This is a genomic window from Delftia sp. DT-2, from assembly GCF_028401915.1.
Taxonomy (GTDB): domain Bacteria; phylum Pseudomonadota; class Gammaproteobacteria; order Burkholderiales; family Burkholderiaceae_C; genus Comamonas; species Comamonas tsuruhatensis.
In genome coordinates this window covers 193,849-206,101 of the sequence record NZ_JAQOTI010000006.1, presented here as the reverse complement: position 1 = coordinate 206,101, position 12,253 = coordinate 193,849, and the positions used below count along the sequence as shown (strand labels likewise).

The 12,253-nt window shown below is 64.4% G+C and carries 14 protein-coding genes; 9 read left to right on the top strand and 5 right to left on the bottom strand.

What is annotated here, in order from left to right:
- Nucleotides 1-20: 20 nt before the first annotated feature.
- The 3 genes from dut to coaBC form a co-directional block, all read right to left on the bottom strand.
- Complete coding sequence (dut, locus tag PO605_RS12470) at nucleotides 21-470, bottom strand: dUTP diphosphatase (protein WP_047474856.1); 450 nt, start codon at nucleotides 468-470, stop codon at nucleotides 21-23.
- Between the two features lie 70 nt (nucleotides 471-540).
- Nucleotides 541-1,086 carry a hypothetical protein gene (locus PO605_RS12465; RefSeq protein ID WP_013801107.1) on the bottom strand — a complete coding sequence of 182 codons (546 nt, stop codon included), beginning with the start codon at nucleotides 1,084-1,086 and terminating at the stop codon, nucleotides 541-543.
- Between the two features lie 17 nt (nucleotides 1,087-1,103).
- Nucleotides 1,104-2,327 carry a bifunctional phosphopantothenoylcysteine decarboxylase/phosphopantothenate--cysteine ligase CoaBC gene (gene coaBC / locus PO605_RS12460; protein WP_047474857.1) on the bottom strand — a complete coding sequence of 408 codons (1,224 nt, stop codon included), beginning with the start codon at nucleotides 2,325-2,327 and terminating at the stop codon, nucleotides 1,104-1,106.
- A gap of 102 nt (nucleotides 2,328-2,429) precedes the next feature.
- Here coaBC and PO605_RS12455 point away from each other — a divergent pair, with 102 nt between their 5' ends.
- The 7 genes from PO605_RS12455 to PO605_RS12425 all read left to right on the top strand — a co-directional run bounded on the left by PO605_RS12455 (nucleotide 2,430) and on the right by PO605_RS12425 (nucleotide 8,313).
- Nucleotides 2,430-4,088 carry a CTP synthase gene (locus PO605_RS12455; protein ID WP_016447642.1) on the top strand — a complete coding sequence of 553 codons (1,659 nt, stop codon included), beginning with the start codon at nucleotides 2,430-2,432 and terminating at the stop codon, nucleotides 4,086-4,088.
- Between the two features lie 41 nt (nucleotides 4,089-4,129).
- Entirely contained in the window at nucleotides 4,130-4,987 is an 858-nt protein-coding gene (kdsA, locus tag PO605_RS12450; protein WP_016447643.1) for a 3-deoxy-8-phosphooctulonate synthase, read from the top strand.
- Between the two features lie 3 nt (nucleotides 4,988-4,990).
- A complete protein-coding gene (locus tag PO605_RS12445; protein ID WP_016447644.1) occupies nucleotides 4,991-5,281 on the top strand; it encodes a DUF1330 domain-containing protein in 291 nt (96 codons plus the stop codon).
- Between the two features lie 38 nt (nucleotides 5,282-5,319).
- Nucleotides 5,320-6,045 carry a hypothetical protein gene (locus PO605_RS12440; protein ID WP_156136153.1) on the top strand — a complete coding sequence of 242 codons (726 nt, stop codon included), beginning with the start codon at nucleotides 5,320-5,322 and terminating at the stop codon, nucleotides 6,043-6,045.
- A 34-nt stretch (nucleotides 6,046-6,079) separates the two neighbouring features.
- The gene (gene eno, locus PO605_RS12435; protein ID WP_012206907.1) at nucleotides 6,080-7,366 is read left to right on the top strand and encodes a phosphopyruvate hydratase; all 1,287 of its coding nucleotides are present in this window, start codon (nucleotides 6,080-6,082) and stop codon (nucleotides 7,364-7,366) included.
- Between the two features lie 64 nt (nucleotides 7,367-7,430).
- Entirely contained in the window at nucleotides 7,431-7,709 is a 279-nt protein-coding gene (ftsB, locus tag PO605_RS12430) for a cell division protein FtsB (RefSeq protein ID WP_012206908.1), read from the top strand.
- A 175-nt stretch (nucleotides 7,710-7,884) separates the two neighbouring features.
- Nucleotides 7,885-8,313, top strand: coding sequence for a hypothetical protein (locus PO605_RS12425; RefSeq protein WP_046987553.1), 429 nt, complete (start codon nucleotides 7,885-7,887; stop codon nucleotides 8,311-8,313).
- Between the two features lie 12 nt (nucleotides 8,314-8,325).
- Here the strand turns inward: PO605_RS12425 and hslO are convergent, their stop codons facing one another.
- Both hslO and PO605_RS12415 read right to left on the bottom strand, forming a co-directional pair.
- The gene (gene hslO, locus PO605_RS12420; protein ID WP_017404370.1) at nucleotides 8,326-9,318 is read right to left on the bottom strand and encodes an Hsp33 family molecular chaperone HslO; all 993 of its coding nucleotides are present in this window, start codon (nucleotides 9,316-9,318) and stop codon (nucleotides 8,326-8,328) included.
- A 35-nt stretch (nucleotides 9,319-9,353) separates the two neighbouring features.
- The gene (locus PO605_RS12415; RefSeq protein ID WP_016451248.1) at nucleotides 9,354-9,878 is read right to left on the bottom strand and encodes a gamma carbonic anhydrase family protein; all 525 of its coding nucleotides are present in this window, start codon (nucleotides 9,876-9,878) and stop codon (nucleotides 9,354-9,356) included.
- Between the two features lie 54 nt (nucleotides 9,879-9,932).
- Here PO605_RS12415 and PO605_RS12410 point away from each other — a divergent pair, with 54 nt between their 5' ends.
- Both PO605_RS12410 and PO605_RS12405 read left to right on the top strand, forming a co-directional pair.
- A complete protein-coding gene (locus PO605_RS12410; RefSeq protein ID WP_047474861.1) occupies nucleotides 9,933-10,739 on the top strand; it encodes a ferritin-like domain-containing protein in 807 nt (268 codons plus the stop codon).
- 188 nt (nucleotides 10,740-10,927) lie between these two features.
- Complete coding sequence (locus PO605_RS12405) at nucleotides 10,928-12,205, top strand: EAL and HDOD domain-containing protein (protein WP_016451246.1); 1,278 nt, start codon at nucleotides 10,928-10,930, stop codon at nucleotides 12,203-12,205.
- Nucleotides 12,206-12,253: the final 48 nt, after the last annotated feature.

Sequence of the window (12,253 nt, the reverse complement as noted above, 5' to 3'; positions counted from 1 at the left end):
GCGATGTCTGGCGGAAAGCCTTATTGCTTGCCGGTGGAGCCGTAGCCGCCCGCACCGCGCTCGGAAGCCGACTCGAACTCCTCGACCACATTGAAGCTGGGCTGCACCACGGGCACGATGATCAGCTGGGCCAGGCGGTCCATGGGCTGCAGCGTGAAGGCCGTGGCCGAGCGGTTCCAGGCGCTGACCATGAGCTGGCCCTGGTAGTCGCTGTCGATCAGGCCGATCAGGTTGCCCAGCACGATGCCGTGCTTGTGGCCCATGCCCGAGCGCGGCAGGATCATGGCGGCGTAGCCGGGGTCCTTGAGGTACATGGCCATGCCCGTGGGCACCAGTTGCCATTGGCCGGGCTCCAGCGTCAGCGGCGCATCGATGCAGGCGCGCAGGTCCAGGCCCGCGCTTCCCGGCGTGGCGTAGGCGGGCATGTTCTCGCGCAGGCGCGCGTCAAGGATCTTGATATCAACGTTCATGGAAACAATCTGGGGAGCGCCTCACGGCAGGCTCTCTTGAAAAGCAAAGCGCGCATTGTGCCCCGCGCCGTCACCCGGACGACTTGAGCCCGCTGCGAAAGCCTTTGACGATGGCATTGATGATGGTGAGCAGCAGGATGAAGGGGCCGATGCCCGGAATCACCACGGCCAGGATCAGGCCGATCACGATACCCAGCAACTGGCCCGGACCTATCTTGAAGACCGTCTTCTTGACGGCCTTGGCGGCGGAGGAGGCCTGGGCTTGCTGTGCCCGGGCCGCCTGCCGGCCGCGATCGGCCCTGCCACCATTTCTATCGCCGTTCCTGTCGCCATGCCTGTCGCCTGCAGACGGCTGGCGTCCCGGCAAGGCGGGCACCGAAGCCTGCTGCGCGGCGATGCGCGCCTTCTCGGCCGCAGCCTGCACCTGCTCGCGCACGCGCTCGACCACGGACTGGGACTGCGCGCCCGGCGTGGCCACCGCATCGGTGAAATCGCTGCGTCCCTGCGCCATCCAGCCGTGGGCCGCAGAGCGGTACAGGGGGCTGGCGCGCAGCAGCTCATCCACATAGCGCACATAGTCGCCGTGGCGGGGGCCTTCGTAGGTGTTCTGTGACATGCGGGCCTTCGGTGGTGTCAACGGACGGGTGGCAGGCGCCGGGCGATCTCGGCCACCAGCTGGCGCGCCAGCAGGGACTTGGAGGCGTGCGGCAGCTCCTGGGTGCCGGACTCGTCGATCAGCAGCAGGGCATTGTCATCCCGCCCAAAGGTTGCGGGACCGATATTGCCCACCAGCAGCGGCACCTGCTTGCGCAGGCGCTTGGCGCTGGCGTGCTGCAGCAGGTCATGGCTTTCGGCGGCGAAGCCCACGCAGTACAGCCGTCCGCTGCGTGCGGGCTCGGACTGCGCGGCGGCCGCCAGGATGTCGGGGTTCTCGACGAAGGTCAGCGTGGGGGTCTGGCCCGAGCCGTCCTTCTTGATCTTCTGGTCTGACGCCGTGGCCGGGCGCCAGTCGGCCACGGCCGCCGTGGCGATGAACACGCCAGCCTGGGGCAGTTGCTGCTGCACGGCATCGAACATCTGCTGCGCCGACTGCACGTCGATGCGCTGCACGCCACGCGGCGTGCGCAGGTGCACGGGCCCGGCCACCAGGGTCACCTGGGCGCCCGCCTCGCGTGCGGCGCGCGCAATGGCAAAGCCCATCTTTCCGCTGGAATGGTTGGTAATGCCGCGCACGGGGTCGATGGCCTCGAAGGTCGGGCCCGCCGTGACCAGCACCTGGCGGCCCTGCAGCAGCTTGGGCGTGAAGAAGGCGGCCAGCTCCTCCATGATTTCCTCGGGCTCGAGCATGCGGCCGTCGCCCACCTCGCCACAGGCCTGGTCGCCCGTTCCCACGCCCAGCACCAGTGCGCCGTCGGCGGCCACCTGCGCCAGGTTGCGCTGCGTGGCCGGGTGTGCCCACATCTCGCGGTTCATGGCCGGAGCCAACAGCAGGGGCACGCGGTCCATGGGGCGCGCCAGGCACATCAGGCTCAGCAACTCGTCGGAGCGGCCCTGCACCAGGCGCGCGATGAAGTCGGCGCTGCAGGGCGCGATCAGCATCGCGTCGGCCTCGCGGCTGAGGTTGATGTGGGGCATGTTGTTGGGCTCGCGCGCGTCCCACTGCGAACCATAGACCGGACGGCCCGACAGCGCCTGCATGGTCACCGGCGTGATGAACTGCTCTGCCGCCTCGGTCATCACCACCTGCACGGTGACCCCGGCCTGCACCAGCAGGCGCACCAGCTGGGCAGATTTGTAACAAGCCACGCCTCCGGAGAGGCCGAGCACCAGATGTTTACCTGCGAACACTTCAGTCATGGCGCGCAATTTAGCAGAGCCGGAGCATCCGAGCAGCCCCGCGCGGCGCGGCGAATTCGGCGGCGCATCTATAATCCTGCTTTACCACCACCAATAAAAGACATGACCAAATTTGTCTTCGTCACAGGCGGTGTGGTGTCTTCCCTGGGCAAGGGAATCGCCTCAGCCTCCCTTGCTGCGATCCTCGAATCGCGCGGCCTCAAAGTCACTCTCATCAAGCTGGACCCGTACATCAACGTGGACCCGGGCACCATGTCGCCCTTCCAGCACGGTGAAGTGTTCGTGACCGACGATGGCGCAGAGACCGATCTGGACCTGGGCCACTACGAGCGTTTCATCGAAACGCGCATGAAGCAGTCCAACAACTTCACCACCGGCCGCATCTACCAGAGCGTTCTGGAGAAGGAGCGCCGCGGCGACTACCTGGGCAAGACCGTGCAGGTGATCCCTCACGTGACCAATGAAATCCAGGAGTACATCAAGCGCGGCGCCGGCATCGGCACGCCGGATGCCGTGGACGTGGCCATCTGTGAAGTCGGCGGCACGGTGGGCGATATCGAGTCCCTGCCCTTCCTCGAAGCCGTGCGCCAGCTGGCCCTCAAGCAGGGCCCCAACAACACGGCCTTCGTGCACCTGACCTACCTGCCCTGGATCGCCACGGCTGGCGAGCTCAAGACCAAGCCTACGCAGCACACCGTGCAGAAGCTGCGCGAGATCGGCATCCAGCCCGACGCCCTGCTGTGCCGCGCCCAGCACCGCGTGCCGGACGAGGAAAAGGAAAAGATCTCGCTGTTCACCAACGTTCCCGAATGGGGCGTGATCTCCATGTGGGACGTGGACACCATCTACAAGGTGCCCCGCATGCTGCACGAGCAGGGCCTGGACGGCCTGATCTGCGACAAGCTGCGCCTGAACACGCCGCCCACCAACCTCAAGCGCTGGGATGACCTGGTCCACGAGACCGAGCACCCGCAGGGCGAGGTCAAGATCGCCATGGTCGGCAAGTACGTCGAGCTGTCGGACGCCTACAAGTCCGTCAACGAGGCGCTCAAGCACGCCGGCATGCAAAGCCATGTGGCCGTGAAGATCACCCATGTGGACTCCGAGACCATCAGCGACGCCAATGCGCGCGACAAGCTCTCGCAGTACGACGCCATCCTCGTGCCCGGCGGCTTCGGCTCTCGCGGCGTGGAAGGCAAGATCTCCACGGCCCGCTACGCCCGCGAAAACAAGGTGCCCTACCTGGGCATCTGCCTGGGCATGCAGGTGGCCACCATCGAATACGCCCGCCATGTGGCCGGCCTCGAAGGCGCCAACTCCACCGAGTTCGACCCCAAGTCCGCCAACCCCGTGATCGCCCTGATCACCGAGTGGAAGGATGCCGACGGCACGGTCAAGACCCGCGACGAGAACTCCGACCTGGGCGGCACCATGCGCCTGGGCGCGCAGTCCTCCGACGTGCAGGCCGGCACGCTGGCCCACAGCATCTACGGTGACGTGGTCACCGAGCGCCACCGCCATCGCTACGAAGCCAACGTCCAGTATCTGGACCAGCTGCGCGAAGCGGGCCTGGTGATCTCGGCGCTGACCCAGCGTGAGCAGCTGACCGAGATCGTCGAACTTCCCAAGGAAGTTCACCCCTGGTACATCGGCGTGCAGTTCCACCCCGAGTTCAAGTCCACGCCGTGGAGCGGCCACCCGCTGTTCAATGCCTTCGTGAAGGCTGCGATCGAGCGCCAGAAGGCACCGCGCAAGTCCTGAGCCCCGCAACGCCGCCCACCATTTCCCAAGGAATCCCCACCATGAAACTCTGCGGCTTCGACGTCGGCCTCGACCGGCGCTTCTTTCTCATTGCAGGCCCCTGCGTCGTCGAGTCCGAACAGCTGCAGATGGACGTGGCGGGGCAGCTCAAGGAAATCACGGCGGCCCTGGGCATCCACTTCATCTTCAAGAGCAGCTACGACAAGGCCAACCGCAGCTCGGGCGCCAGCTTTCGCGGCCCGGGCATGGACAAGGGCCTGGAGATCCTCGCCAAGGTGAAGAAGGACCTGCAGGTCCCCATCCTGACCGACGTGCACACCGAGTCCGAAATCCCGGCCGTGTCCCAGGTCGTGGACGTGCTGCAGACGCCGGCCTTCCTGTGCCGCCAGACCGACTTCATCCGTGCCGTGGCCCAGTCGGGCCGGCCGGTGAACATCAAGAAGGGCCAGTTCCTGGCCCCGCATGACATGAAGAATGTCATCGACAAGGCCCGCGCCGCCGCCAAGGAGGCCGGCCTGCCCGAGGACAGCTTCATGGCCTGCGAGCGCGGCGCCAGCTTCGGCTACAACAATCTGGTCTCGGACATGCGCAGCCTGTCCATCATGCGCGAGACCGGTGCGCCCGTTGTCTTCGATGCCACGCACAGCGTGCAGCTGCCCGGCGGCAACGGCACCAGCAGCGGCGGCATGCGCGAGATGGTGCCCGTGCTCTCGCGTGCGGCCGTGGCCGTGGGCGTGGCCGGACTGTTCATGGAAACCCATCCCAATCCTCCCTGCGCCCTCAGCGACGGCCCCAACGCCGTGCCACTCAAGCACATGAAGGCCCTGCTCGAAACCCTGGTCGCGCTCGACGACGTGACCAAGAAGAACGGCTTCCTCGAAAACGATTTTGGAGTCTGACCCATGGCCAGCGGCTACATCATTGCGTCCGTCACCGTCACCAAGCCCGAGCAGTACGAGGAGTACCGCAAGTGGAGCACCGAGGCCATGCGCGCGCATGGTGCCGAAGTCTGCGTGCGCGGCGGCAAGGTCGAAGTGCTCGAAGGCGACTGGAATCCCGGCCGCACCGTGATCCTCAAGTTCCCCAGCTTCGAGGCCGCCAAGGCTTTCTACGACACGCCCGAGTACCTGCGTGCCCGCGAAGCCCGCGAAGGCGCGGCCATCATGCGCATGGTCTGCGTCGAGGGTGTCTGACCAGATCAATCAATCCATCACTTCCGGAGGAGGACACATTGAAAAAAGCCACAAAAATTATTTCATCGACGAGCATTGCCTTCATCCTGGCCGCTTGCGGCGGCGGCAGCGATGGTCCTCACGAGACAGTATCTGCGGAAAGCTGTTTTGACATCGCAACGTATTCCCCTGGGAGCGCGATCCAGCAAAAATACGAGGATACGAGGTCAAGCCCACCAGGAAGATCTCTCTCGATCAGCATTGCAAGCACCAATGCCACATTCAATGGAAAATCGGATCTTCTTGCATATGAGGAGATGAGAAGTCCTACCGAATATCTGCCAATGGGATTTGGTAGCTCACTCCAGACAAGCTACCTAAGCCCAATAACAGAAAAGGAGCTTACAACTCATGGAAAAGAATCAGAATTTACCGCAGCGCAATTAAAATCATTTGAAAAAGTAATCTACACCCCCGCGTGGACAGATAAAAAATTCAAGCTAAAGCAAGGCGAATCTCTGAAATATTCCATAGCCGGCAATAGCACAACATCCTCCATCAGTAGCTCCATCCCGGTGAGCAAGGACATCAGCACTGAAATAGAGGTGGTTTTTGAAGGAAAAAATGCAGTAGCCATTGGATCCAGATCGGTCACTGCCTGCAGATTCAATTACAGCACACACCGCGAATGGATCTATAAAGGAATACTCATCAAGATGGATGATGGCACTGGCAAGACCATCTTGACAACTGAAGAACTGACCCGGAACGGTCAGCCTTATTAATCGTATTCTCCAACTCTCTGACAAGAGGTAAAAATTGAGTGCAATCGTTGACATCGTAGGCCGCGAAGTGCTGGACAGCCGCGGCAACCCCACCGTCGAGTGCGACGTGCTGCTGGAATCGGGCGTGATGGGCCGCGCCGCCGTGCCTTCGGGCGCGTCCACCGGCTCGCGCGAAGCCATCGAGCTGCGTGACGGCGACAAGAGCCGCTACCTGGGCAAGGGCGTGCTCAAGGCCGTCGAGCACATCAACACCGAAATCTCCGAAGCCGTGCTGGGCCTGGACGCCTCCGAGCAAGCCTTCCTGGACAAAACCCTGATCGACCTGGACGGCACGGACAACAAGGGCCGCCTGGGCGCCAACGCCATGCTGGCCGTCTCCATGGCCGTGGCCCGCGCCGCCGCCGAAGAGGCCGGCCTGCCGCTGTACCGCTACCTGGGCGGCATGGGCGGCATGCAGCTGCCCGTGCCGATGATGAACGTCATCAACGGCGGCGCACACGCCAACAACAGCCTGGACCTGCAGGAATTCATGATCATCCCCGTGGGCGCGCCTTCGTTCCGCGAAGCCGTGCGCTGGGGTGCCGAAGTCTTCCACGCGCTCAAGAAGATCATCCACGACAAGGGCATGAGCACGGCCGTGGGCGACGAAGGCGGTTTTGCGCCTTCCGTGGAAAACCACGAAGCCGCCATCCAGCTGATCCTGCAGGCCATCGAAAACGCAGGCTACAAGGCCGGCGAACAGATCGCCCTGGGCCTGGACTGCGCCGCCAGCGAGTTCTACAAGGACGGCATGTACGTGCTGGCCGGTGAAGGCAACCTGACGCTGACCGCCACCCAGTGGACCGACATGCTGGCCGGCTGGTGCGACAAGTACCCCATCATCTCCATCGAGGACGGCATGGCCGAAGGCGACTGGGATGGCTGGAAGATCCTGACCGACCGTCTGGCCGCCAAGGTCCAGCTGGTGGGCGACGACCTGTTCGTCACCAACACCAAGATCCTGAAGGAAGGCATCGACAAGAAGATCGCCAACTCCATCCTGATCAAGATCAACCAGATCGGCACGCTGACCGAAACCTTCGCCGCCATCGAAATGGCCAAGCGCGCCGGCTACACGGCCGTGATCTCGCACCGCTCGGGTGAAACCGAGGATTCGACGATTGCCGACATCTCGGTGGGCACCAACGCAGGCCAGATCAAGACCGGCTCGCTGAGCCGTTCGGACCGCATCGCCAAGTACAACCAGCTGCTGCGCATCGAGGAAGACCTGGGTGACATCGCCCACTACCCCGGCCGCGAGGCTTTCTACAACCTGCGCTGAAAAGCGTTAGGCTTGCAAGCCATCCGGCCTGCAAGCCTTTTTCCTTTCCGCAACATCTGCTGCCATGGTCAACCGCGTCGTCCCCCTTGTCCTGCTCGCCCTGCTCGCCGCCGTGCACGCGCAGCTGTGGCTGGGCCATGGCAGCGTGGCCTACGTCAAGGAACTGCAGCAGCAGATCCACGACCAGAACGTGGCCAACGCGCTGGAAAAAGCCGAGAATGACCGCCTGGCCTCCGAGGTCAACGACCTCAAGGACGGCCTGGCCATGGTCGAGGAAAAGGCCCGCAGCGAGCTGGGCATGGTCAAGCCCAACGAGATCTTCGTGCAGATCGTGCGGCGCTGAGGATTGGGATTTCCTGCACCAAGGCCGGCTTCATGCCGGCCTTGTGCTTTTGCAACAAGGCGCCTGCGCCCCTTGCCCGGGCCTGCGCGCAAGCCGAGACAGGTACTTGGACACAGACCGCTTGCCCCCGCCCCCGGTGATTCTTCTGGGATCGCCACCCGCGCTAGCGCTTTCCATGGCCCATGCACTGCGCCAGGCCTGGCGGCACCACGGAGCATCTCCTGCCGACTGGCAATGCCTGGCGGCCGAGCCGGGGCAGTCTCTGCCGGAACATGGGGCCGTCTACCTGCTGGGACTGGATTGGAGAGCCTCCGTCACCGAGCACGAAGGGGTGAGCGATGGCCCTGCCGCACAGCTCCAGCATTGGCGCGACCAATTGCAAAGCCAGTCACGCGACTACGTGGTGCTCTACGGCAATACCGCCCGGCAATGGCAACAGCTGGCCGAGTCGCTCAGGCTCAAGGCTCCGCAAATGGACTGGTCCTGGCTACCCGCAAGCCCCGCGCAACGCGGCGCCCGCCTTCGCCCCTACGGCTGCGAGCAATGCAGCGACCCGGACTGCGAGCGGCGATTGTTCGACGCGCTGCGCAGCGGGCGAGACTGAAGCCGGGCGTATTTACTGGACGTTCGTCGAGGTCGGCGGCTGCTTGCCGGCCTCGGTGAACAGCTGAGCTGCGTCGATGGGATCGAATTCGTACTGCTTGCCGCAGAAGTCACAGCCCACCTCGATGCTGCCGCGCTCCTCCAGGATGCTCTCCACCTCTTCGGAGCCCAGCGACACCAGCATGGACGCCACACGGTCACGGCTGCAGGTGCACGCAAAGCGCGGATGCTCCTCGTCCTGCTGGGGCACGAAGCGCATCAGCTTCTCTTCCCAGAACAGGCGGCGCAGTATGGTCTCCACATCCAGCGTGAGCAGCTCGTCGCGCGTGAGGCTGGAGGCCAGCGTGGCGATACGGTTATAGTCCTCGTTCAGCCCGATGGCATCCTGGCCCGACTGCTCGCTTTCGGTGGCAGCGGCCAGGTTGGCCTCACCCTTGACCGGCATGCGCTGGATCAGCAGGCCGGCGGCCACCTGGTCGTCGGCCGCCAGCACCAGCACGGTGTCCAGCTGTTCCGACTGCAGCATGTAGTGCTGCAGCGCGTCGGACACCTTGGTAAAGCGCCGGCCCTGCGCATCCTGCAGCGGCACCACGCCCTGGTAGGGCTGCTGGCCCGGCTGGCGCCCCTTGGGGTCCAGCGTGATGGCGCAGCGGCCGCCGCCGTGCACATTGAGCAGTTGTTCCAGCGTGGCGCCTTCGGGAGGGTCGCCGATCAGGGTGGCGGTGGCGCGCAGGCCGAAATCGGACTGCACCTCGGCCACAGCCAGCTTGACCGGGCCATCGCCCATGACCTGGAAGACCAGGGCGCCGTTGAACTTGATATTGGACTGCATGAGCACGCCCGCAGCCGCCATTTCTCCCAGCAGTTCGCTCACGGCAGCGGGGTAGGCGCCGGTCTCGCCGTTGCCCGCGCGGCGCTGCAGGATTTCCTGCCAGGCATCGGTGAGGCGAACGATGGAGCCGCGCACGGGCAGGCCTTCGAAGATGAATTTATGCAGTTCAGACACGCTGATGGATTCCGTAAAAAAGTGCCGGGCCTCGCTCAGCCCAGCTTGCGCAGCCCGGTCTTGAACCGGCGCGCATTGTCGACATAGTGTTGGGCGCTTCGGCGCAAGCCCTCGATCTGCTCGGGCGTCAATTGGCGCACGGCCTTGGCCGGGCTGCCGATGATCATCGAGCCATCGGGAAATTCCTTGCCTTCGGTGATGAGGGCGCCTGCGCCGACCAGGCAGTTGCGGCCGATCTTCGCGCCGTTGAGCACCACGGCACCGATGCCTATCAGCGACTCGTCGCCAATGGTGCAGCCATGCAGCATGACCTGGTGGCCCACGGTCACGTGGCGCCCCACGACCAGCGGCTTGCCCAGGTCGGCATGCAGCACGCTCGCGTCCTGGATGTTGCTGCCCTCACCGATGGTGATGCTCTCGCAGTCGCCGCGCAGCACGGCGCCGAACCAGATGCTGGCGTCTTCGGCCAGCTGCACATTGCCCATCACTTCGGCGCTGTCGGCCACCCAGGCCGACGCCGCCACTTCAGGGGCCACTCCATCCAGTTCATAGATCGCCATGGGTCTTTGTCTCCGTCAATTATTGGTGATGGCAGGAAACCTAGAATTGTAGGGATGGAGTTACGTCACCGCGCCCTTGAGGTCTTGTGCCTCACGGACCCCGAAGAAAAGGCCGCCGCCGCGTTGGACATGTATGCGCGGCAGGCGCTTTATTCAATAGCACCGCAGGCACCGGCCCTGCCGGATCCCGTGCCGGACCTGCCGGGCCGCCCGCTGCGGCCCGAGCTGCGCCACCACACCGCCGTTGCAAGGCGTTCGCCGGCGACGCCGGAAGGCCGGGCCGTGCTGATCCACGCCATAGCCCACATCGAGTTCAACGCCATCAATCTGGCGCTGGACGCCGTCTGGCGCTTTGACGGCATGCCGCAGCAGTACTACCTGGACTGGCTGCAGGTGGCCGCCGAGGAGGCCAAGCACTTTCGCCTGCTGCGCGAGCATCTGCGTGCGCACCTGGGCCACGACTACGGCGATTTCCCGGCCCACCAGGGCCTGTGGACCATGTGCGAGAAGACCGCCCATGACGTGGTGGCCCGCATGGCCCTGGTGCCGCGCACGCTGGAGGCGCGCGGCCTGGACGCCACGCCCCAGATCCAGAACAAGCTGCGCAACACGCGCGCGCCCGATGCGCTGGCGGCGGTGGACATCCTCGACATCATCTTGCGCGAGGAAGTGGGCCACGTGGCCATAGGCAATCATTGGTACCGCTGGCTGTGCGAGCGCGAAGGCCTGGAGCCCGAGGCCCACTACCAGGCGCTGACCCTGCGCTACGAGGCGCCGCGCCTGCGCCCGCCCTTCAACGAACGCGCACGCCGCGCCGCAGGCTTCACCGATACTGAACTGGCCTGGTTGCATCAGGTCTGAAGAAAGCCTGCCTGCGCCTTGCGGACAGGCCCAGGCCGCTCGTGAAGCCACACAATGGTTTACAAACTAGGATGGGTCCGACTCCGCAATCGGACTTGTCCCAGCAGACACTGCCTGTCGGCATATTTATTCAGAACATTCCTACAATCAGATCTGCTGCTTCCCGTGTCCCTTCGACCGAACACTCCATGACCGAATTGCCTGTCCATCTCTTCAACGATGCCCCTGTGGCCAGCCCCGCGTCCACGGATCGGGGAATGATTGCGCGCCAGGCCATCGTCAACGGGGTGCAGCAGATCATCGGCTATGAGCTTTTCAACCGTTCGCGCGCCTACCCGGACCATACGGCGGCCTCGGATGTGTCCCTGGTGTTCACGGCCCTGTCGCATGCGGGCGAAGAAGATCTGGTTGGCACCAAGCTGATGTTCGTCAACTGCACGCATGAAAGCCTGGCCGGCGGGCATCTGGAGCTGCTCAACCCCGACAAGGTGGTGCTGGAGATACCTCCGCTGGGCCTGGCCGCCCAGCAGGAGGTACAGGCCCGCCTGCCCATCCTCAGCAATCTGCGCGCACGCGGTTTCAACCTGGCCTTCAATCACACGGTGCTGGAGTCCGCCTATGCAGCCTGGCTGCCCCTGGCCGACTACATCAAGTTCGACCTGTCCGTGCTGGCCCCTGACCAGTTGGCCGTGCTGGTCAATTTTGCCGGCCGCCACACGCGCGCCGAGCTGATCGCCGAGAAGGTGGAAAGCGCCCAGCAGCATGAGCAGGTGGGCCGCCTGGGCATACAGCTGTTCCAGGGCTTCTGGTTCGCGCGGCCCACGGTGGTGCGCACCAAGCTGCTGTCACCCTCGCAGCAAAGCATTGTCCAGCTGCTGAATCTGGTGCGCCAGCAGGCCAGCACCGATGCCATCGAGGATGTGCTCAAGAAGGATGCGGGCCTGGCCTTCAACCTGATGCGCCTGATCAATTCCGTGGGCTTCGGCGTGCAGCGCGAGATCACCTCGTTCCGCCAGGCCGTGATGCTCATGGGCCTCAAGAAGCTGTTCCGCTGGGCGGCCATGCTGCTGACCGCATCGCGCAACGGCGGCCCGCCGCCGGCCATCGGCCAGACCGCCGTGATCCGCGGGCGGCTGATGGAGCTGCTGGCCCAGGAATCGCTGAGCGAGGAAGACTCCGACCAGGCCTTCGTCGTCGGCATCTTCTCGCTGCTGGGCAGCATGCTGGACCTGCCGCAGGACGTGGCCATGAGCCTGATCCCCGTGCCCGACGCCGTCTCCGCCGCCGTGCTGCGCCACGAAGGCGTGCTGGGCGAGCTGCTGATCCTGGCCCAGGCCTGCGAAGCCAGCGACGATGCAGCCTTCCACCGCAGCGCAGGCGCGCTGCGCCTGAGCAGCCAGCAGATCAACTGGGCCCATCTGCAGGCCCTGGCCTGGACCGACCAACTGGCAGACAGCTCGCTATAGCTATAAGCTATAGAACGCCATCGAAAGCCATCGCTCATCCATCTTTCT